13 protein-coding genes, 5 tRNA genes and 5 pseudogenes are annotated in these 20,847 nt (G+C 70.5%); 9 read left to right on the top strand and 14 right to left on the bottom strand.

Going from position 1 to position 20,847, the window contains the following annotated elements; genetic code table 11:
- Window positions 1–107 precede the first annotated feature (107 nt).
- From LJB71_RS10830 to rlmJ, 3 genes and pseudogenes are all read right to left on the bottom strand, one after another.
- A pseudogene (locus tag LJB71_RS10830) lies at window positions 108–560 on the bottom strand (GNAT family N-acetyltransferase); the annotation flags it as partial.
- 76 nt (window positions 561–636) lie between these two features.
- Entirely contained in the window at window positions 637–1,578 is a 942-nt protein-coding gene (locus tag LJB71_RS10825) for a DUF808 domain-containing protein (protein WP_259304187.1), read from the bottom strand.
- Between the two features lie 60 nt (window positions 1,579–1,638).
- Window positions 1,639–2,496: a 23S rRNA (adenine(2030)-N(6))-methyltransferase RlmJ gene (gene rlmJ, locus LJB71_RS10820; RefSeq protein WP_259304186.1), complete on the bottom strand. Its 858-nt coding sequence runs from the start codon at window positions 2,494–2,496 to the stop codon at window positions 1,639–1,641.
- Between the two features lie 38 nt (window positions 2,497–2,534).
- On the opposite strand from rlmJ, the gene LJB71_RS10815 reads away from it, so the two are divergent.
- The 3 genes from LJB71_RS10815 to LJB71_RS10805 all read left to right on the top strand — a co-directional run bounded on the left by LJB71_RS10815 (window position 2,535) and on the right by LJB71_RS10805 (window position 5,737).
- Entirely contained in the window at window positions 2,535–3,137 is a 603-nt protein-coding gene (locus LJB71_RS10815) for a GNAT family N-acetyltransferase (protein WP_259304185.1), read from the top strand.
- Entirely contained in the window at window positions 3,134–4,048 is a 915-nt protein-coding gene (locus LJB71_RS10810; RefSeq protein ID WP_259304184.1) for a carbon-nitrogen hydrolase family protein, read from the top strand. The genes LJB71_RS10815 and LJB71_RS10810 overlap by 4 nt, the downstream gene beginning before the upstream one ends.
- Window positions 4,049–4,117: 69 nt before the next feature.
- Window positions 4,118–5,737, top strand: coding sequence for a M20/M25/M40 family metallo-hydrolase (locus tag LJB71_RS10805; RefSeq protein WP_259304183.1), 1,620 nt, complete (start codon window positions 4,118–4,120; stop codon window positions 5,735–5,737).
- Between the two features lie 299 nt (window positions 5,738–6,036).
- On the opposite strand, the gene ppx is transcribed toward LJB71_RS10805, so the two are convergent.
- The 5 genes and pseudogenes from ppx to LJB71_RS10780 form a co-directional block, all read right to left on the bottom strand.
- The gene (gene ppx, locus LJB71_RS10800; RefSeq protein WP_259304182.1) at window positions 6,037–7,566 is read right to left on the bottom strand and encodes an exopolyphosphatase; all 1,530 of its coding nucleotides are present in this window, start codon (window positions 7,564–7,566) and stop codon (window positions 6,037–6,039) included.
- A gap of 70 nt (window positions 7,567–7,636) precedes the next feature.
- Window positions 7,637–9,714: pseudogene (ppk1, locus tag LJB71_RS10795) on the bottom strand (polyphosphate kinase 1).
- Complete coding sequence (gene phoR / locus LJB71_RS10790; RefSeq protein WP_259304181.1) at window positions 9,711–11,039, bottom strand: phosphate regulon sensor histidine kinase PhoR; 1,329 nt, start codon at window positions 11,037–11,039, stop codon at window positions 9,711–9,713. The pseudogene ppk1 and the gene phoR overlap by 4 nt, the downstream one beginning before the upstream one ends.
- Window positions 11,040–11,115: 76 nt before the next feature.
- Window positions 11,116–11,815 (bottom strand): annotated as a pseudogene (gene phoB, locus LJB71_RS10785) (phosphate regulon transcriptional regulator PhoB).
- A 75-nt stretch (window positions 11,816–11,890) separates the two neighbouring features.
- Window positions 11,891–13,495, bottom strand: a complete 1,605-nt coding sequence (locus LJB71_RS10780) for a M48 family metalloprotease (RefSeq protein ID WP_259304180.1) — start codon at window positions 13,493–13,495, stop codon at window positions 11,891–11,893.
- A 117-nt stretch (window positions 13,496–13,612) separates the two neighbouring features.
- Here LJB71_RS10780 and grxC point away from each other — a divergent pair, with 117 nt between their 5' ends.
- The 3 genes from grxC to LJB71_RS10765 all read left to right on the top strand — a co-directional run bounded on the left by grxC (window position 13,613) and on the right by LJB71_RS10765 (window position 15,397).
- Entirely contained in the window at window positions 13,613–13,891 is a 279-nt protein-coding gene (grxC, locus tag LJB71_RS10775) for a glutaredoxin 3 (protein ID WP_259304179.1), read from the top strand.
- Window positions 13,888–14,274 carry a carboxymuconolactone decarboxylase family protein gene (locus LJB71_RS10770; protein WP_259304178.1) on the top strand — a complete coding sequence of 129 codons (387 nt, stop codon included), beginning with the start codon at window positions 13,888–13,890 and terminating at the stop codon, window positions 14,272–14,274. The genes grxC and LJB71_RS10770 overlap by 4 nt, the downstream gene beginning before the upstream one ends.
- A gap of 118 nt (window positions 14,275–14,392) precedes the next feature.
- A complete protein-coding gene (locus tag LJB71_RS10765) occupies window positions 14,393–15,397 on the top strand; it encodes an isocitrate dehydrogenase (protein WP_259304177.1) in 1,005 nt (334 codons plus the stop codon).
- An 89-nt stretch (window positions 15,398–15,486) separates the two neighbouring features.
- Here the strand turns inward: LJB71_RS10765 and LJB71_RS10760 are convergent.
- The 6 genes and pseudogenes from LJB71_RS10760 to LJB71_RS10735 form a co-directional block, all read right to left on the bottom strand.
- Window positions 15,487–16,253: pseudogene (locus tag LJB71_RS10760) on the bottom strand (Bax inhibitor-1/YccA family protein).
- 103 nt (window positions 16,254–16,356) lie between these two features.
- A tRNA-Leu gene (locus LJB71_RS10755) sits at window positions 16,357–16,441 on the bottom strand.
- Window positions 16,442–16,499: 58 nt separating this feature from the next.
- A tRNA-Lys gene (locus tag LJB71_RS10750) sits at window positions 16,500–16,575 on the bottom strand.
- A gap of 93 nt (window positions 16,576–16,668) precedes the next feature.
- Window positions 16,669–16,745, bottom strand: a tRNA-His gene (locus LJB71_RS10745).
- Between the two features lie 40 nt (window positions 16,746–16,785).
- Window positions 16,786–16,862, bottom strand: a tRNA-Arg gene (locus LJB71_RS10740).
- Between the two features lie 35 nt (window positions 16,863–16,897).
- Window positions 16,898–16,974, bottom strand: a tRNA-Pro gene (locus LJB71_RS10735).
- Between the two features lie 267 nt (window positions 16,975–17,241).
- Between LJB71_RS10735 and tig the strand changes: the two are divergent.
- The 3 genes and pseudogenes from tig to clpX all read left to right on the top strand — a co-directional run.
- Window positions 17,242–18,526 (top strand): annotated as a pseudogene (tig, locus tag LJB71_RS10730) (trigger factor); the annotation flags it as partial.
- Between the two features lie 72 nt (window positions 18,527–18,598).
- Complete coding sequence (gene clpP, locus LJB71_RS10725; RefSeq protein WP_259304799.1) at window positions 18,599–19,222, top strand: ATP-dependent Clp endopeptidase proteolytic subunit ClpP; 624 nt, start codon at window positions 18,599–18,601, stop codon at window positions 19,220–19,222.
- A gap of 168 nt (window positions 19,223–19,390) precedes the next feature.
- Window positions 19,391–20,680, top strand: a complete 1,290-nt coding sequence (gene clpX, locus LJB71_RS10720) for an ATP-dependent Clp protease ATP-binding subunit ClpX (protein WP_259304176.1) — start codon at window positions 19,391–19,393, stop codon at window positions 20,678–20,680.
- Window positions 20,681–20,847 lie beyond the last annotated feature (167 nt).

Genomic DNA, 20,847 nt, shown 5'->3' with positions numbered 1-20,847 from the left:
GGCCTGCGGCATCGACGGCACCGGCGGGCCTTGGGCTTGGGCGGCGGCAGGTCCAGCACCACCCGCACCAGCCCGGCCTCCGGGGTGGCTTCGCGGCGGAAGCCCAGCGAGGCCGCCAGCGCCTGCATCGGCAGGTTGCTCTCCAGCACGTGGCCGTACACCCGCTGCACCTTGCGGCCCTTGGCCCAGCGCACCAGCCGCCGCATCAGGTGGCGGCCCAGGCCCATGCCGTTGATGTAGTGGCTGACCAGGATCGCGAACTCCGCGTCCTTGCCGTCGTCGTGGATGGAGATACGCGCCACCGCGCCCACCAGCGCCTCGCCCGGCGGCAGCGGCTCGGCGGCCACCAGCGCGAAGTCGCGGCGCGGGTCGGGCCGGGTGAGCTGCTCGGCCTGCGTGCTGCTCAGCTCCTTCATCGGATGCAGGAAGCGCTGGCGGATCTCGTCCGGTTCCAGCAGGGTGAAGGCGGCCTGCATCGGGCCGGCATCCTCCGGCCGGATCGGGCGGATCAGCAGCTCGCGTCCATTCTGGAGACGGACATGTTCGTGCCAGGGGGGCATGCGGTTGCGGCGGGCCATGGCGGCATCATCGCGTGCAGGGGGTTAAAAAATGAACGGCGCGTGTCTGCGCGGCGGGTCAGGCACCGGCCGGGGCGCGCGGGCCGCGCAGGCGGGCCAGCAGCGTCGCCGCCGCCAGCACCACCGCGCCGGCCACCACCCCGAAGGCGGCATTGGCCAGGGACGTCCACAGCCAGCCCGGCGGCACCGTCGCCAGGCCCTGCAGGGCATGGTGCAGCGGGCCGATGCCGTGTACCAGGATGCCGCCGCCGACCAGGAACATCGCCGCGGTGCCAGCCACCGACAGGGCTTTGAGCAGGCGCGGGGCGAACGCGAGGATGCCGCGGCCCAGTACCGCGCGCGCCCGCCCGCCGCCGGGCCGGATCAGGTGCAGGCCCACGTCGTCGAGCTTGACGATCGCGCCTACGAGTCCATACACGCCCACCGTCATCACCAGCGCGATCGCCACCAGGACGCCGATCTGCACGCTCAACGGCTTGCCGGCAACCGTGCCGAGCGCGATCACGATGATCTCGGCCGAGAGCACGAAATCGGTGCGGATGGCGCCGCGGATCTTGTCGCGCTCGAGGGCCACCAGGTCTACGGTGGTATCCGCGACCGCGTGCATGAGGGCGTCGTGGTGACGCGCGTCTTCGCCCCCGTGCAGCAGCTTGTGGGCCAGTTTCTCGGCGCCTTCGTAGCAGAGATAGGCGCCGCCCAGCATCAATAGCGGCAGGATCAGCGGGATGCCCAGCCCGCGCGTGGCCAGCCAGCCCTCCAGCGCCGCGATGCCCAGCGCCGCCGGCACCAGGATCGCCTTGTTGGCCAGCGAGCCCTTGGCCACCGCCCACACCACCGGCAGCTCGCGTTCGGCGCGAAGGCCAGTCACCTGCTGCGCGTTGAGCGCCAGGTCGTCGCCCAGTACGCCCGCGGTCTTGCCGCCGGCGACCTTGGTCATCGCGGCGATATCGTCCAGCAGGCTGGCGATGTCGTCGAACAGGGCGAAGAAACTGGAAGGCATGGGCGGATTGCGAAGGGGAAATGTGAATGCACAAGTCTGGCATGCCCGCAGCCCGCGCGCTCAGGGCGGTGGTTTCAGCCAGGTGACCTGGGTGCTGGCGCCGGGCTCGCCCAGCGCGCGGCGCAGGGCGTCCAGGGCGGGGCGCATCGCGGCGTCGAACTGCCACGGCGGGTTCAGCAGCAGCAGGCCGCTGCCGTTCATCCGCAGTGGGGAATCGTCCGGCCGCACCCGCAGTTCCAGCAGCAGCGCGGATCTGGCCGGCAGCCTGGCGGCGGCGCGGCGGAATGGCTGCAGCGCGCGGCCCTGCTTGATCGGGTACCACAGCGCGAACATGCCCCGCGGCCAGCGCGCCAGGCCTTCGGCCAGCGCGGCCAGGGCGGCGTCGAACTCGGCCAGCTGCGCTTCGAACGGCGGGTCGATCAGCACCAGCCCGCGCGCGAACTTGGTGGCGCCGTGCTTCGGCGGCAGCAGCGCCTTGAGCGCCGCGTAGCCGTCGCGTTCGTGCACGGCGATGCGCGAATCCTCGGCAAAATGCACGCGCAGCACGTGCGCTTCCTCGGGATGCAGCTCGCAGGCGGCGAGGCGGTCGTCGGCACGCAGGGCGTGCGCCAGCAGCCAGGGCGAGCCGGGATAGGCCTGCGCGCCGTGCCGGGCGCGGCAGGCGCGCACCGCCGCCAGGTAGCGCTGCACCGCGGGGTCGCGCGGGCCTTTCGCCAGCAGCCGGGCGATGCCGTCCTGCGCCTCGCCGGTCTTCTGCGCGGCCTCGCCGTCCAGTTTGTACAGGCCGCGCCCGGCGTGGGTGTCCAGCGCGAAGCAGGGCGCCGGCTTGGCGGTCAGGGCATCGCACAGCGCCAGCAATACGACGTGCTTGAGCACGTCCGCATGGTTGCCGGCGTGGAAGGCGTGGCGGTAGTTCATGCCGGCATTGTCGCACCGCGCATCGCTACAATCCGCGGATGCCTGCAGCGATCACCCTGCACACCCTGACTGGCGCGGCGATCGTGCCGCATCTTGAGGTCATCGCCGCGCTGCGGATCGCGGTGTTCCGCGACTGGCCCTATCTTTACGACGGCGACGTCGGCTACGAGCGCGAGTACCTGCGCGCCTACGCCGACTGTCCGCGCAGCGTGGTGGTGCTGGCCGTGGACGGCGAGCGCGTGGTCGGCGCCAGCACCGGCCTGCCGCTGGCGGAGGATGGCGCCGCGTTCCAGGCACCGTTCCAGGCGCGCGGAATGGACGTGGCGCGGGTGTTCTACTGCGGCGAGTCGGTGCTGCTGCCGGCCTACCGCGGGCGCGGCATCGGGCATGCATTCTTCGACGCGCGCGAGGCGCATGCGCGCGCGCTCGGCGGGTTCGACTGGACCGCGTTCGCGGCGGTCGATCGGGATCCGGACGATCCGCGCCGGCCAGTGGGCCACCGCGGCAACGAGGCGTTCTGGGCCAAGCGCGGTTACGTGCGCCAGCCGGGCATGACCATGCACCTGCATTGGAACGAGGTCGGCACGGGCGAGATCGGGCATGCGCTGACCTTCTGGCTGCGCCCGCTGGAGGCGGCATGAAGGTCGCGGCCTGCCGCTACGCGGTCGGAAGGCCGGCCGACTTCGCCACCTTCGCCGCCCGCATCGAGGCGCTGCTGGGCGGGGCGCAGGCGCAGGGCGCGCGGCTGGCGGTGCTGCCGGAGTATCTGGCGCTGGAGCTGGCGGCGGTATTCCCGCCGGCGGTCCACGTCGACCTGCACGCCTCGCTGGCCGCGCTGCAGGCGCTGCGCGGCGACTGGATCGCGCTGTTCACGGGGCTTGCGCAGCGCCTGCAGATGCACATCGTCGCTGGCAGCTTCCTGCTGGAAGTCGCGCCGGGGCGCTACCGCAACCGCAGCGACCTGTTCAGCGCCGACGGCGCGCATCTGTGGCAGGACAAGCTGCAGCTGACCGGCTTCGAACGCCAGGCGCGGGTGATCGAGCCTGGCGATGCCCTGCACGTGATGATGCTGGACGGCGTGCGGGTGGGGATCGCGGTCTGCTACGACAGCGAGTTCCCGCTGCCGGTGCGCGCCCAGCGCGAGGCCGGCATGCAGCTCTTGCTGGTGCCCAGCTGCACCGATACCGCGGCCGGCGCGACGCGCGTGCGGGTCGGTTGCCTGGCGCGCGCGCTGGAGAACCGGATCTACGTGGCGCAGGCGGTGACCGCCGGCCGCGCCGACTGGAGCCCGGCGCTGGACGTGAACACCGGCCGCGCCGCGCTGCTGGCGCCGATGGACGCAGGGCTGCCGGCCGACGGCGTGCTGGCGCAGACCGCGGACGGCGCCGATGCGCAGGCCGGCGACGCCGAGGCCTGGGCGCTGGCGACGCTGGATTTCGCGCGGCTCGAGGCCAGCCGCGCGCAGGCGCAGGTGGCCAACGACCGCGACTGGCCGGGCCAGTGGCAGCCGCGGCTGCGGCGGGCACGGCTGCAGCAGGCGCCCGGGGCATGACCATCGGCCCGTGAGCGCGGCCGGCGCGCGCTGGCAGACTCGGGGCTTTGCCACGAACCGGGGAACACGATGAAACGATGGATACGGGCCTGCGCCCTGCTGGCGGCGGGGTTGGCGGGCGCGCAGGGCGCCTCCGCCCAGCGCGCGTACGCGCAGGAGCAGGTGGATCTGGACATGACCGCGCGCATCCGCCAGGAGGCGTTCCAGCGTTCGCAGGTGATGGACACCCTCAACCACCTCACCGACGTGATCGGGCCGCGCCTGACCAATTCCCCGGCGATGGCCGAGGCCAACCGCTGGACCCGCGCCAAGTTCAGCGAATGGGGCCTGGCGAATGTGCACGACGAGGCGGTCGAGGACCTCGGCCGCGGCTGGCAGTTCACCCGCGCGAACGTCGAGATGCTCGGCCCGCGCGCGATGCCGCTGCACGCCCTGCCGAAGGCGTGGACGCCGGGCACGCCGGGGGCGATCGAGGGCGAGGCGATGTACGCCCGGCTGGAGTCCAAGGCTGATCTCGAGCAGTGGAAGGGCAAGCTGCGCGGGAAGATCGTGTTCCTCGATGCGCTGCGCCCGTACAAGCCCAGCGAGAAGCCCGACTTCCAGCGCTATGAGGCGGCCGACCTCGACGAGCTGCTCACCTTCCCGCTGCCCAAGCCGCGCGCGCTCGATCCCGACGCCCTGGCGCGCATGCGTGCACGGATGGAGTTGATGCCGCTGCTCAACCGCTACCTGGCCGACGAGGGCGTGCTGGCCACGGTCTCGATCAGCAGCTGGAACGACGGCATCGTGCGGGTGATGGGCGGCGGCTCGCGCAAGGCCGGCGAGGCGGTGGGCGTGCCGGCGCTGGTGATGATGGCCGAGCACTACAACACGGTGATGCGCGCGCTCGATCGCAAAGAGCCGGTCAGGCTGCGGCTGGACGTGGATTCGCGCTTCCTGGACGAGACCAACCAGCCCGGCTACAACACCCTCGCCGAGATCCCCGGGGGCGGCCCGCACAAGGACGAGGTGGTGATGCTGGGCGCGCACATGGATTCCTGGCACGCCGGCGCCGGCGCCAACGACAACGCCGCCGGGGTGGCGGTGATGATGGAGGCGATGCGCATCCTCAAGGCGGTGGGCGCGCGCCCGGACCGCACCATCCGGGTGGCGCTGTGGACCGGCGAGGAGCAGGGCCTGCTGGGCTCGCAGGCCTATGTCGCCCGCCATTTCGCCAAGTTCGAAGAGCCGTCCGATCCGGCCCAGAAGGCGCTGCCGGCGTTCATGCGCAGCCAGCGCGGCAAGCTGGTGCGGATGCCCGAGTACGCCAAGATTTCGGCTTATTTCAACCTCGACAACGGCAGCGGCCGCATCCGCGGCATCTATGCGCAGGAGAACCTGGCCGCGGCGCCGATCTTCGCCGAGTGGCTCAAGCCCTGGCACGACGTCGGCGCGACCATCGTCACCCAGCGCAACACCGGCAGCACCGACCACGTCAGCTTCGATGCGGTCGGCGTACCCGGCTTCCAGTTCGTGCAGGACCAGCTGGACTATTTCAGCCACGTCCATCACAGCGACCTGGACGTGCAGGACCATGCGGTGGCCGACGACCTCAAGCAGGCCGCCGCGATCGTGGCTTCATTCGTGTACAACGCCGCGACCCGCCCGCAGCCGCTGCCGCGCAAGCCGCTGCCGCCGGAAAGCCGCTAGGGAAGGTCTGAACAACGCCATCCAGGCGTTGTCAGCCCACGCCGAGTCCGGTACAGGCCCGGACTCGGCTCACACGCATCGATCACTTGCATGATGGATGCGTGGCCGGCCCTCCATGGCCGGCGGGAACCTCTGAGTTGATCAGAGGTTCCCTAGGCCGCGAGGGGCCGCTTCCGGCAACCGGCATCATGCGCCGCGCCTGCCGGCGACGGGCCGGCCTCGCGTCGGCCCCGCACGTTTGCGGATACCGGCGCGATGCCGGCGGGGTGCGCCGGATGACGCGCGGGATGGCGCGCCGCTCAGTCCTGCGCGATGTGCAGCTGCAGGCCCAGACCGAGCATATCGTCGGGTTCGGCCTCGAGGTCGGCGCGCAGCAGCGGGCGCGCGTGCAGCCAACGCCGGTCCAGCGCCAGTTCCAGGCGCTCGCCGTCCGCGCGCAGGCGCAGCCCGGGCGGCAGCTCGTCCTTGCGCGCGCGGTGCAGCAGCACCGCCAGCCGCAGCAGCGCGGCACAGCGGCGCGCGTTGCCGAGCAGGCGGTCGGGGATCGATTCGAACGCGGACTTCGCCACGCTGCGGCGATGGCTGCGCACCAGCGCGGCGAGGAAGCGCTGGCCCTGCTGCGAGAAGCCGGCGATGTCGGAGTGCTGCAGCACGTAGGCGCCATGCACGTGGTAGCCGCTGTGCGCGATCGCCAGCCCCAGCTCGTGCAGGCGCGCGGCGCGCGAGAGCATGGCGCGGTCCTCGCTGCCCAGGCCCCAGTCCGCGGCGACCTGGTCGAACAGCTGCAGGGCGGTGGATTCCACCCGCTGCGCCTGCGCCGCGTCCACCCCGTAGCGCTGCATCAGCGCGGCCACCGACAGCTCGCGCGGATCGTCGGCGCCGCCGCGGCCCAGCAGGTCGTACAGCACGCCCTCGCGCAGCGCGGCCTTGCTCACCTGCAGCTGCTCCAGCCCGAGCACCGCGAACGCGGCCTCCAGCACCAGCACGCCGCCGGCGATGATCGGGCGGCGGTCGTCGGACAGCCCGGGCAGGTCGATGTCCTCGATCCGGCCGGCCTGCAGCAGGCGCTCGCGCACCTGCGCCAGGCCCTCGCGGGTGATGCTGCCCTTGCCCAGTTTCATCGCCGCGCAGATGTTGCCGATCGCCTTGTGGGTGCCGGAGGTGCCGATCGCCTCGTCCCAGCCGAGGCTGCGGTAAGGCGCGGCGAACTGCTGGAACTGCAGTTCGACCTCGGTCAGCGCCGCCTGCCAGCGCTTGCGCCCGAGCTTGCCGCTGCCGAAGAAGCGGCGGGTACTGGCAATACAGCCCACCTGCAGGCTCTCGCGCTCCAGCGGCGTGAAGCCGCGGCCGATGATGCATTCGGTGGAGCCGCCGCCGATGTCGATCACCAGCCGCTTCTGGTCGGGTTCGGGCGGCTGCTCGTGGGCCACGCCCAGGTACACCAGGCGGGCTTCCTCGCGCCCGGAAATCACGTCGATCGGATGTCCCAGCGCGGCTTCGGCCGGGCGCAGGAAGGCTTCCGGGTCGCGCAGCTGGCGCACCGTGTTGGTGGCCACCGCGCGCACGTGCCGGCGCGGGATGTCGGCCACCCGCTGGCCGAACCGGGCCAGGCAGGCCAGCGCGCGCTCGCGCACCTCCGGCGCCAGTCCGCCCAGCGCGTTCAGGCCCTCGGCCATCCGCACCGTCTCGCGCAGGCGATCCACCACCCGCAGCTGGCCCAGCACGCGCTGCGCCACCACGATGTGGAAGCTGTTGGAGCCGAGGTCCAGCGCGGCCACCAGGTCGCCGTCGCGGAGGGAAGCGCCCGGCCGGGGCGAGACCGTGCTCATGCCGGGGCGAAGGGGAGATCGTCCATGTCCGGCATTATGGCCGATCGCCGGCGCGCGCCGCTGCGCGCGGTCACGCGTAGAGGTCTTCCAGCAGCGACAGCTGGGCCGAGAACGCGGCCTCGCCGGTGGCCGGCAGGCAGCGCTCGTAGTGGCCGTCGGCATGCAGCTGCCAGGCGTTCTGGTTGTCGGCCAGGTAGTTCAGCAGGCCCTCGCGATGCACGCGGTGCGCCAGCAGCGGGTCCAGCACCGGGAATGCGATCTCCACCCGCCGCAGCAGGTTGCGTTCCGCCAGTCGGCCGAAGAACAGAACAGCTCGGGCTGGCCGGCATTGCCGAACCACCAGACGCGATGGTGTTCGAGGAAGCGCCCGACCACCGAGCGCACCCGGATGTGCTCGGACACGCCGGGGATGCCCGGGCGCAGGGCGCAGGCGCCGCGCACGATCAGGTCGATCTCGACCCCGGCCTGCGAGGCCTCGTACAGCGCGCGCACCACGCGGGCCTCGTTGAGCGCGTTCATCTTCGCCACGATCCGCCCCCGGCTTGCCGGCGCGCGCATGCGCGGCCTCGCGCGCGATCCGGTCCAGCACGCCCTGGTGCAGGGTGAAGGGCGACTGCAGCAGCCGTTTCAGTTTCAGTGGAGCGGCCAGCCCGGACAGCTGCTGGAAGATCAGGTGGACGTCGTGGCCGATGTCCGGGTCGGCGGTCATCAGGCTGAAGTCGGTGTAGGCGCGCGCGGTGCCGCTGTGGTAGTTGCCGGTGCCCAGGTGCACGTAGCGGCGCAGGGCGTTGCCCTCGCGGCGCACGATCAGCAGCATCTTGGCGTGGGTCTTGTAGCCCACCACGCCGTACACCACCTGCACGCCGGCATCCTGCAGGCGGTCGGCCAGGCCCAGGTTGGCCTCCTCGTCGAAGCGCGCGCGCAGCTCCACCACCACCGTCACGTCCTTGCCGTTGCGCGCGGCCTGGATCAGATGCTCGACGATCGGCGAATCCTTGCCGGTGCGGTACAGGGTCTGCTTGATCGCCAGCACGTCCGGGTCCTCGGCGGCCTGGCGGATCAGCTCCAGCAGCGGGGTGAAGGCGTCGAATGGGTGGTGCAGCAGCAGGTCGCCCTGGCGGATCGCATCGAACATCCCCTCGATCTCGCGCGGTAGGCGCGGGGAGAACGATGGAAACTTCAGATCCGGGCGCTTGACCAGGTCATAGACCTGGATCACCCGGTTCAGGTTGACCGGGCCGTTGATCTTGTACACCGCGTTCGGCGGCAGGTCGAAATTGGCCAGCAGGTCGTCCACGATGTCCTGCGGGCAGCGCTCGTCGATCTCCAGCCGCACCGCGCGCAGGTAGCCGCGGCCCAGCAGCTCGTCGCGCAGGGCCAGGGCGAGATTGTCCACGTCGTCCTCGTCCACGATCAGCTCGGAGTTGCGGGTCACCCGGAACTGGTAGGCGCCCTTGACCGTCATCCCCGGGAACAGCTCGTCCACGAAGGCCGACAGCACCGAGCTGAGGAACACGAAGTCGAGGCCGGCATCGGTGTCGTCCTCCAGCCCCGGCACCCGGATGATGCGCGGCAGCGAGCGCGGCGCGCGCACGATCGCAAGATGCCCTCGCGCCCGAACGCATCGCGGCCCTCCAGCAGCACCACCACATTCAGCGACTTGTTGAGGATCTTCGGAAACGGATGCGCCGGATCCAGCCCCAGCGGCGACAGCACTGGCATGATCTCCTCGACGAAATACCGGCGCAGCCACTCGCGCTGGGCCGGCGTCCACTGCTCGCGCTGCAGCAGCCGGATGCCCTCGTCGGCCAGCGCCGGGCGCAGTTCGTCGTAGAAGCAGCGGTACTGTGCCTCCACCAGCGCGGCCGCGCGCTCGTGGATCTTGTCCAGCAGTCGGGCGGGGTCGAGCCCGTCCATCCCGGCCGGCAGGTTCAGCTCCACCGCGTGGCGCACCGCGCCGCCGCGGATCTCGAAGAACTCGTCGAGGTTGGTGCAGGAAATGCACAGATAGCGCAGGCGCTCCAGCAGCGGCACCGCCGGGTCCTGCGCCTGCGCCAGCACCCGGAAGTTGAAGTCCAGCTGCGACAGCTCGCGGTTGGCGTACAGCGCGGGATCGCGCAGGCGGGCGTGGTCGGATTCTGCGTTCATGGCGTGGACGGGCTGGAAAGGTGGGGGGCGCGGGGCAGCACGCGGTCGCGGCCGAACCGGCAGCTGAAGATACTCCCGGCCCCCACGTCGCTGGCAATGCTCAGCTGCGCGCCGTGCAGGCCCAGCACGTGCTTGACGATGGCCAGCCCCAGCCCGGTGCCGCCGCTCTCGCGCGAGCGGCTGGTGGACACCCGGTAGAAGCGTTCGGTCAGGCGCGGCAGGTGCGCGGCGGGGATGCCGTAGCCGGTGTCATGCACCGCCAGCACCGCGCCACCGTCGGCATCGCAGCTGAAGCGCACCATGATCTCGCCGCCGTCCGGGGTGTAGCGCACGGCGTTGCTGACCAGGTTGCCGAACGCGCTGTGCAGCTCCTTGCTGGCGCCGCGCAGGTCCACCTGGGCCTCGTCCTCGACCCGGATGCGGTGGCGGCCGCCGCTGAGCGCCTCCGCCTCGCGCCGCAGGTTGGCCAGCATCGGCGCCATCGCCACGTGCTCCTCGGCCAGCTGGTCGCGCGCCTCCAGTCGCGACAGGGTGAGCAGGTCCTCGACCAGTCGCGCCATCCGCTGCGACTGCCGGCGCATCTCGTCCAGCAGCCCGGCCCATTCCGGGTTGTCGTCCGCGTCCAGCATCTCCAGATAGCCGTGGATCACGGTCAGCGGGGTGCGCAACTCGTGCGAGACATTGGCCACGAAGTCGCGACGCATGTGTTCCAGCCGCAGCAGCTTGCTGACATCGCGCGCCAGCAGCAGCCACAGGTCGTCGGAATAGGGCAGCAGGCGCAGGCTCAGGCGCATGCCGGGGTCGGCCGGGGAGGCGACGTCCTCCATCGGTTCCGCGTTGCGTCCGGCGGCCAGCCACTGCGCCATCGGCAGCGGGCGCAGGGCGTCCGCCAGCGGCGCGCCGTGGTGGCGCGGGTAGCGTAGCCCCAGCAGCGGGGTGGCGGCCTCGTTGAACCACAGGATGCGCTGGCTGTTGCGCTCCACCAGCACCACCGCGTCCGGCAGCGCCGCGGCCACCGCGCGGTAGGCACGCAGCATCGCCAGCAACCGCCGCTTGCGCGCGCGCATCTCGGTCTGGCCGCGGTAGAGCAGGGCATCCAGCCCGCTCCAGACCCCGCCGCCGTGCGGCACCAGACGCTGGCGCGCGGCCAGCCGCCGCAGCAGCCGGTGCAGTCGCCAGTAATGCCAGCCAACCACGCCCAGCGCGGTGATCGCCAGTGCCGGCCACGGCTGGCCCAGCGCCAGCCCGGCCAGCAGCCCGGCGGCCAGCACCAGCAGCAGCTGGAAGAGGGTACGCAACCAGGCGTGGCGGGGGATCGACGGCATCAGGCCAGTATCCGGGATTGCATCCGGGTTTGTCCCGCGGCCCGCGGCGGGCCGGGGCGCACCGGCGTAGGCGCGCTCACACCGCGGTCGAGAAGCGGTAGCCGGCGCCGCGCACGGTCTGCACCATCGCGTCCAGCGCGTGCGGCTCCAGGGTCTTGCGCAGGCGCCGGATGTGCACGTCCACGGTGCGTTCCTCCACGTACACGCTGCCGCCCCAGACGTGGTCCAGCAGCTGGGTGCGGGTGTACACGCGCTCGGCGTGGGTCATGAAGAAGTGCAGCAGGCGGTATTCGGTGGGGCCCATCTGGATCGGGTGCGCGGTGCCGTCGATGTCGGCGAACACCCGGTGAGCGGCGCCGTCGATGCGCAGCGCGCCGACCTGCACGCTGCCGTCGTCGTCGTCCTCGCGCGAGCGCCGCAGCACGGCGCGGATGCGCGCCAGCAGTTCGCGCGCCGAGAACGGCTTGACCACGTAGTCGTCCACCCCGGCCTCGGCCCGCCGACGCGGTCGTTTTCCTCGCCGCGCGCGGTCAGCATGATGATCGGGATGTCGCGGGTCAGGGCCTCGCGCCGCCAGCGCCGCGCCAATTCCAGCCCGCTGGTGCCGGGCAGCATCCAGTCCAGCAGGATCAGGTCGGGCACGCGCTCGGCGATGCGCTCCTGCGCCTCGCGCGCATCCCCGCCAGCAGCGGCGCGTAATCGCCCTTGCGCAGGGCATAGGCCAGCATGTCGCGGATCGCGGGCTCGTCTTCGACGATCAGGATGTGTTTCTGCATGGCGTCCGGTGGTGGCGCCGTCGGAGGGGGCGCCGTCGCATTACACGACGGTTGGGTGACAGTTTCGTGACGTTGTCATCTGGCGTACAGCCCCAGCCGGCCGCCCACCGCCTCGTCGCGGATGCCCTGCCGGCGCAGTTCCAGCACGGTGGGGGTGATCGCCGCGATGCGCGCGTCGATCCGCGCGCGCGCGTAGTAATCCAGGTCGCCGCGCTTCTTGAGGTTGTCCAGCTGCACCAGCGCCTGCTCCGGGCGCCCGGACAGGTAGGCCGCCTCGGCCCAGGCCTCGCCCGCGCGCACCGGGTCGCCGGCGATCTCGTTGGCGCGCGCGTAGATCTGCTGCAGCGGCAGGTCGGCGTTGCTGGTGCCCAGCAGCGGGCGCAGGACCGTCACCGCGCGCTGGCCGGCCTCGCGGGTGCCGCGTTCGGTCAGCAGCCGTGCATAGGCCAGCACCAGCGCGCGATGGGTGGGCATGCGCGCGAGCAGGGTGTCGAACCGGCGGTCGGCCTCGGCGATGCGGCCGCTGCGCGCCTCGGCCTGGCCGGCGGCGATCTGCAGCCACAGATTGCCGGGATGCGCCTGCGCCAGCGGCGCCAGCGCCTGCAGGGCCTCCCCGTTCTGGCCGGCCAGCAGGTGGGCCAGCGCCAGCCCGTAGCGCTGGGGCTCGCTGAGCGCCTGCTTGGCTTGCATCTGCTGGTATTCGCGGATCGCCTGGGCCGGGGTCAGGGCGCTGAGCACGCGCAGCCGCTCCTGGGCCCAGGGAAAATCACCGGTGTCGCCGCGCGCCTGGTGGCTGGCGGAGGCCAGTTGCAGGTTGGCCGGCAGTAGCGGGTTGCCGCCGCCGCTGGCGGTGGGCAGCGGCAAGCGCGACGCCACCAGCTTGTCGGCGCGCTGGCGCGCCTCGCTGATGCGCGCCAGGGTCAGCGGGTGGGTTTGCAGGTAGCCGGGCAGCGCCGAGCGCTCGTCGCCCTGGTTCAGACGCACCACGCCCTGCAGGGTCTGGAAGAAATCGGCCATCGCCTCGGGGTCGTAGCCGGCGTTGGCCAGCAGGCGGATGCCGATGCGGTCGGCCTCTGACTCGTTGTCGCGGGTGTAGTCGATCTGGCGCTGCTGCAGCAGGCCCATGCCGGTGATCAGCGCGGCCGAGGAGGCATCGCCGCTGGAGGTGCCGCCGGCCTTCTGCGCGGCCACGATCGCGCCGAGGGTGGCCAGCAGGATCGGCAGGCTCTCGCGCTGGGCCTTTTCGGCGCCGCGCAGCACGTGCTGCTGGGTGACGTGCGAGATCTCGTGCGCCAGCACGCCGGCCAGCTCGTCCTCGCGCGCGGCGGCCAGCACCAGCCCGGAGTTCACTGCCACGTAGCCGCCGAGGGTGGCGAAGGCGTTGATCTGGCGGTCGCGCAGCAGGAAGAAGGTGAATGGCTGCTGCGGGCGGTCGCTGGCGGCGACCAGGCGCTGGCCGACATCATTCAGCCAGCCGTCCAGCAGCGGATCGTCCAGCACATAGCCCTCGTGGCGCAGCTGGGCCAGCACCATCGCGCCGTATTCGGCCTGCTTGGCCGGCGAGAGCACGCTTCCGGCGGAAGAGCCGATATCGGGCAGGCTGCGCTCCTGCGCGGTGGCCAGCCCGGCGCTGGCGGTCAGGGCGAACAGCAGGGCGGCGGTGGGCAGGCGGAGATTCATGCGGGCAGAATGCAGCGTTGTGGTGGCAACCGGGTGAATGCGGCTTGAGCGGCTGGGAAACTGGCCACGCTGCCCCATATTCGACCAGAATCCACCCTTTCGGTTCAGGAGACCCCCGTGAGCGACCCCAGCCCCCCGCCGATCACCCTCTACAGCACCGAGGTATGCCCGTATTGCGTGGCGGCCAAGAACTTCCTCAAGAGCAAAAGCCTGAGCTGGAACGAGGTGCGGGTCGACACCAATCCGGCCGCGCGCGAAAAGATGGTGGCGCTGACCCGGCGCACCAGCGTGCCGCAGATCTTCATCGGCGACGTCCACGTCGGCGGCTACGACGACATGATGGCGCTGCACCGCGCCGGCAAGCTGGAGCCGCTGCTGCAGGGAGAGGGCGCATGAGCGGCGGCGACGACCGGGTGCGGGCCTTCACCGAATTCCGCCAGCGCATGAACAGGCGCATCCTGGACGAACCCAACCAGGTCGTCCGCCGGTTCTTCGCGCTCGATACCCAGACCTACCAGGCCGGCGCGCTGGACGTGAAGACCAAGGAGCTGTGCGGGTTGGTGGCCTCGCTGGTGCTGCGTTGCGACGACTGCATCAGCTACCACGTGGCGCAGTGCAAGGATGCCGGGGTCAGCCGCGAGGAGCTGTTCGAGGCGTTCTCGGTCGGCCTGGTGGTGGGCGGTTCGATCGTGATCCCGCACCTGCGTCGGGCGGTGGATTTCCTCGACCAGCTGGAGCAGGGCCAGGCCGCCGCGCCGGGCGCGCACGAGCACGGCTAAAGCGCGCGCGCCGACCCGCCGGCATACCCCGGCGCGCCATCTGCCATAATGTCCAGTCATCGAACCCCACTCGCCGCCACGCACGACGCGTGGCGGCGGCCTGTCTGGACACTGGAAAATGACAACGATCACGGTCATCCGCGGCGACGGCATCGGCCCGGAAATCATGGACGCCACCCTGCACGTGCTGGACGCGATGCAGCTGGGCCTTGCCTACGAATTCGAGGATGCCGGCATGGTGGCGCTGGAGAAGCACGGCGCGCTGCTGCCGGAGGCCACCCTGGACTCCATCCGCAGGAACAAGGTCGCGCTGAAGTCGCCGCTGACCACCCCGGTCGGCGGTGGGTTCTCCTCGATCAACGTCGAGCTGCGCAGGCGCTTCGACCTGTACGCCAACGTGCGCCCGGCGCGCACCTTCCCCAACACCAGGGCGCGCTTCCCCGGCAAGGTGGACCTGATCACGGTGCGCGAGAACACCGAGGGCGCCTACATCGGCGAAGGCCAGGAAGTCTCGGCCGACGGCGAGACCGCGGTGCTGACCCAGAAGGTGACCCGCAAGGGGTCCGAGCGGATCGCGCGCTACGCCTTCGAGCTGGCGCGGACCACCGGCCGCAGGAAGGTGACGGTGGTGCACAAGGCGAACATCCTGAAGTCCACCTCGGGCCTGTTCCTGAAGACCGCGCGCGAAGTGGCCGCGCAGTACCCCGACATCGAGTGCAACGAGATGATCGTGGACAACGCCTGCATGCAGCTGGTGATGCGTCCGGAGCAGTTCGACATCATCGTCACCACCAATCTGTTCGGCGACATCATCTCCGACCTGTGCGCCGGCCTGGTCGGCGGCCTGGGGCTGGCCCCGGGTGCCAACATCGGCACGGAGGCGGCGATCTTCGAGGCGGTGCACGGCTCCGCGCCCGACATCGCCGGCAAGGGCATCGCCAACCCGTGCGCGCTGCTGCTGGGCGCGGCGCAGATGCTCGACCACCTTGGCAAGCCGGACCAGGCGCAGCGCCTGCGCGGCGCGATCATCGCCACGCTGGAGGCGAAGGACTCGCTGACCCCCGACCTGGGCGGCGAGGGCAATACGCTGGCGTTCGCCAAGGCCATCGCCAGCCGTCTCTGAGCGGTACGGCCGTGGGAACGAAGAAGGGCGCCCTGCGGCGCCCTTCTTCATTGGAGACTTCGAGCCTTCGTTGCGAAGCGCCAGCCCCTTCAGTTGCGCGACTGCAGCTTCGACAGCAGCCGCAGCAGCTCCAGGTACAGCCACACCAGCGTCACCAGCAGGCCGAACGCGGCGTACCACTCCATGTACTTGGGCGCGCCCTGTTCCACGCCCTGCTCGATGAAGTCGAAATCCAGCACCAGGTTGAGCGCGGCCACCACCACGACCACCAGGCTGAACGCGATGCCGAGGGGCTGCTGCCGTTGATGAAGCCCATCCCGGAGAACCCGAACAGGTTCATGCCCAGCTGCGCGAGGTAGAGCAGGGCGATCCCGCCGGTGGCGGCGACCACGCCGAGCTTGAAGTTCTCGGTCGCCTTCACCAGCCCGCTGCGATAGGCCAGCAGCAGCGCGGCGAGGGTGCCGAAGGTCAGCCCGACCGCCTGCATCACGATGCCGGGATAGCGCAGCTCGAACATCGCCGAGGCGGCGCCCAGGAACAGGCCCTCCAGCACCGCGTACAGCGGCGCGGTGAACGGCGCCCACGTCTTTTTGAAGATCGTCACCAGCGCGACCACGAACCCGCCGATCGCGCCGCCCCAGACGTAGGGCAGGATCGCGCCCGGATTGCCGGCCGCCATCGCGGTGTTGAACTGCGACCAGCTCAGCAGCGCGCCGGCCAGCGCCAGCACCAGCAGCAGCGCGGTCTTGTTGACGGTGCCGTTGAGCGTCATCGCCCCGGCGTCGCCCTGCACCAGGGTGCCGCTGCCGAGGTCGAGGAAAGTGTTGTCGGAAAGGGCGGGGTTGCCGCTGCGCATGGCGTCCATCCTGTTGCGATCCGGCCGGTTGCCGTACCCGCAGGATAGCCCGCCGCGCCGGCGCCGTCACCGGCAACCACCGGCACGGGTGGTGCAAAGCAGGTGGTGCGAAAGGCGGGACTCGAACCCGCACGCCTTGCGGCACTGGAACCTAAATCCAGGGCGTCTACCAATTCCGCCACTTTCGCGTCGTCGCCGGCACATCCTCGCAAAGAAAACGCCCGGCGGGGCCGGGCGTCTCGGGTTTGGTGGGCCGTCAAGGATTCGAACCTTGGACCTATTGATTAAGAGTCAACTGCTCTACCAACTGAGCTAACGGCCCCGGGATGAAAATTGTAGCAGACATCCGGCGTGCTGCAAGCCCTGCGGATGCCGTTCCTGCGCGTTCCTGCGGAAGCGCGTTCCTGCGAAAGGGTGGGGTGGCTGATGGGACTCGAACCCACGACAACTGGAATCACAATCCAGGACTCTAACCAACTGAGCTACAGCCACCACGGGGACAACGGTTTCGATGCAAGCGGTTTCGACACCTTGGCGCGCCCGGCAGGAATCGAACCTGCAACCACCGGCTTAGAAGGCCGGTGCTCTATCCGGTTGAGCTACGGGCGCCCGCTCCGGAATCGTACGGCGGGAGCGGCCGGAGGTGGTCGGGGTAGAGGGATTCGAACCCCCGACATCCTGCTCCCAAAGCAGGCGCGCTACCAGACTGCGCTATACCCCGCCGGCAGAACCCAAGCACTCCGGCGATCGCCCGACAGCTGCGGTCGCCTGCCTCCCGCGGCGCGCCTGCGCAACGAAAGGCCGCGCATTGTCCGGCGGCGGCGCGCGCATGTCAACGCATGCGCGCCCGCCGCCGCCGCGGGTCGCTGGCACCGGCCCGGGAAATCGGCGAAACTAGCGCGTTCCGCGCGGCCCGTAGCCGCGCCAGTGTCCAATCACCAATCGTCGCAACCGGGTTCGCGCGAACCCGTCCAGGAGCCATCGCATCATGCAAGTCTCGGTCGAATCCACCGGCAACCTCGAGCGCCGCGTCATCCTCAGCCTGCCTGCGGGCGACGTCGAGAGCCAGGTCGGTAGCCGCCTGCGCGAGATCGCGCAGAACGTCCGCATCAAGGGCTTCCGTCCCGGCAAGGTTCCGGCCAAGGTGGTCGAGCAGCGCTTCGGCGGGCAGGTCCGCGCGGAGGTCGTCGACGGCCTGCTGCGCCAGGGCCTGGACCAGGCGGTGCGCGAGCACGCGCTGCGCGTGGCCGGGCTGCCGCAGGTGACCCCGGGCGAGGACGCCAGCGAGGGCGAGCTGAAGTACGTGGCGTCGGTCGAGCTGGTGCCGGAGTTCGGCGAGCTCGACATGAGCAAGCTGGAAGTGATCCGGCACACCGCCGAGGTGACCGATGCCGATATCGATCGGATGCTCGAGAACCTGCGCCAGCAGCGCGCCAGCTGGCGGGTGGTGGAGCGCGAAGCCAAGGCCGGCGATCTGGTCGACCTCGAGATCAGCAGTACGGTGGACGGCGTGCGCACCCCGGCCGAGGGGGTCGAGAAGAGTTCCACCGTGCTGGGCTCGGCCGCGATCTATCCCGAGGTCGAGTCGGCCATCGTCGGCATGCGCGCCGGCGAGGAAAAGACGATCGACGTCACCCTGCCGGCCGACTGGCACGTGCCGCAGTTCGCCGGCAAGACCGTCACCTCCACCTTCAAGCTGGTGCGCGTGGCCGAGCAGGTGCTGCCGGAGGTGGATGCCGCCTTCATCCGCAGTTTCGGGGTCAAGAGCGGCGACCTGGAGCAGTTCAAGGCCGACATCCGCAGCAATCTCGAGCCGCGAGCTGAAGGGCGCGCTGATGAACCGCCTGCGCCGCGAGGTGGGCGAGCAGCTGGTGGCCGCGTACAAGGACGTGGAGCTGCCGCCGCGTCTGGTCGAGACCGAGGCGCGCGCGCTGCTGGCCAGCGCCACCGAGGACGCCCGCCGCCGCGGCCAGGTTCTGGAGGCGGCCCCGGAGGCGTTCCAGGAAGCCGCCCGCAAGCGCGTGCTGGTGGGGCTGCTGGTGGGCGAGATCGCACGTCGCAACGAGCTGCGCCTGGACCCGGCGCGCCTGAACGAAACCCTGCGCCTGATCGCCTCCACCTACGAGCAGCCGGAGCAGGTCATTGCGTTGTACCGCAACGATCCCCAGTTGATGCAGGGCCTGCAGACCCGCGTGATGGAGGAGCAGGTGATCGACTGGATCGCCGAGCGCGCCCGGCACACCGAGCAGGCGCTCAGCTTCCAGGACGCGATCGCCAGTAATCGGCCGCCATCCACTCCGCCGCCGCGCGCGGCGGGGCCCCCAGACCCCGAAGAGCGAGACGCCATGGACCCGATCAAGAACCTCAACCTCGTCCCGATGGTGGTCGAGCAGACCAGCCGCGGCGAGCGCGCGTACGACATCTATTCGCGCCTGCTGAAGGAGCGGGTGATCTTCCTGGTCGGCGGGATCGACGATCACGTGGCGAACGTGGTGGTGGCGCAGATGCTGTTCCTCGAGGCCGAGAACCCCGAGAAGGACATCAGCCTGTACATCAACTCCCCGGGCGGTATCGTGACGGCCGGCATGGCGATCTACGACACCATGCAGTACATCAAGCCCGACGTGAGCACCATCTGCGTCGGCCAGGCCGCGTCGATGGGCGCGGTGCTGCTGGCGGCCGGCGCCAAGGGCAAGCGCTATGCGCTGCCGAACTCGCGGGTGATGATCCACCAGCCGCTGGGCGGCGCCCAGGGCCAGGCCACCGACATCGATATCCAGGCGCGCGAGATCCTGGCCATGCGCGAACGCCTGAACGAGATCCTGGCCCACCATACCGGCCAGCCGATCGAGACCATCGCCCGCGACACCGACCGCGACAACTTCAAGAGCGCCACCGCCGCCCGCGATTACGGGCTGGTGGACGAGGTGCTGGCGCGCCGGCCGGACGAGTCGATCCAGGCCTCCTGATCCGGGCCGGGCCGCGGCGATCGCCGCGGGCCCCTGCAGCCGTGCGCGACGCGGCCGATACCGGTATCGTGCGGGTCGTGATTCCCCCATGTGGCCCCCTGCCTGGTCCGGCGGGGCGCTGTGTTATCCTCGGACCAAGGCCGCAGCAGTGCGGCGAGTGAGTGGCGAATGAGCGAAGACCGTCAGGGACGCAGTCCCAGCGACAGCGGCAAGATCCTGTACTGCTCTTTCTGCGGGAAGAGCCAGCACGAAGTGCGCAAGCTGATCGCAGGCCCCAGCGTGTTCATTTGCGATGAATGCGTGGAGCTGTGCAACGACATCATCCGCGAGGAGCTGGAGGAGAAGGCCCAGGCCGGCCGCAGCGCGCTGCCCAAGCCGCGCGAGATCCTCGAGGTCCTCGACCAGTACGTGATCGGCCAGCAGCGCGCCAAGAAGACGCTGGCGGTGGCGGTGTACAACCACTACAAGCGGATCGAGAGCCGCCAGAAGTCGGACGACGTCGAGCTGGCGAAGTCCAACATCCTGCTGGTGGGCCCGACCGGCTCGGGCAAGACGCTGCTGGCAGAGACGCTGGCGCGCATGCTCAACGTGCCGTTCACCATGGCCGATGCGACCACGCTGACCGAAGCCGGCTACGTCGGCGAGGACGTGGAGAACATCATCCAGAAGCTGCTGCAGAAGTGCGACTACGACGTCGAGAAGGCGCAGCAGGGCATCGTCTACATCGACGAGATCGACAAGATCAGCCGCAAGTCGGAGAACCCGTCGATCACCCGCGACGTGTCCGGCGAAGGCGTGCAGCAGGCGCTGCTGAAGCTGATCGAGGGCACCGTCGCCAGCGTGCCGCCACAGGGCGGGCGCAAGCACCCGCAGCAGGAGTTCCTGCAGGTCGATACCCGCAACATCCTGTTCATCTGCGGCGGCGCGTTCGCCGGGCTGGACAAGGTGATCCAGCAGCGCTCCAGCGAGTCCGGCGGCATCGGCTTCGGCGCCAAGGTCAAGAGCAGCGAGCGCAAGGCCGACGTTGGCCAGGTGCTGGCCCAGGTGGAGCCGGAGGACCTCATCAAGTTCGGCCTGATCCCCGAGTTCGTCGGCCGCCTGCCGGTGGTCGCCACCCTCGAGGAGCTGGACGAGCCGGCCCTGATCAAGATCCTGACCGAGCCGAAGAACGCCATCACCAAGCAGTTCAAGCGCCTGTTCGAAATGGAAGGCGTGGAGCTGGAGATCCGTCCGGACGCGCTGGCGGCGATCGCGCGCAAGGCGCTCAAGCGCAAGACCGGCGCGCGCGGCCTGCGCACCATCGTCGAATCGGTGCTGCTGGACACCATGTACGAGCTGCCGTCGCTGCAGAACGTCAGCAAGGTGGTGGTGGACGAGTCGGTGATCGAGCACAAGTCCGAGCCGTACCTGATCTACCAGAACGTGCCGGCGCCGGCCAAGGCGGCCGCGGCCGACTGACGGCCCCAAGCCTCGCCCACGCCTTCCGGAGGCCGCCACCAGGCGGCCTCCGCCGTTGCGGGACGGGCTTTCCAGGCCGCCGCCCCATCATCCTGCCCGGCGACGACCGGCGGTGCTTGCAACCGGCGCCGGCCAGCCCCATAAACGCAGCACGGCGGCAGCCGTTG

The sequence above is a fragment of the Thermomonas sp. S9 genome, assembly GCF_024704365.1.
Taxonomy (GTDB): Bacteria; Pseudomonadota; Gammaproteobacteria; order Xanthomonadales; family Xanthomonadaceae; genus Thermomonas.
This window is presented reverse-complemented; position numbering and strand designations above follow the sequence as displayed.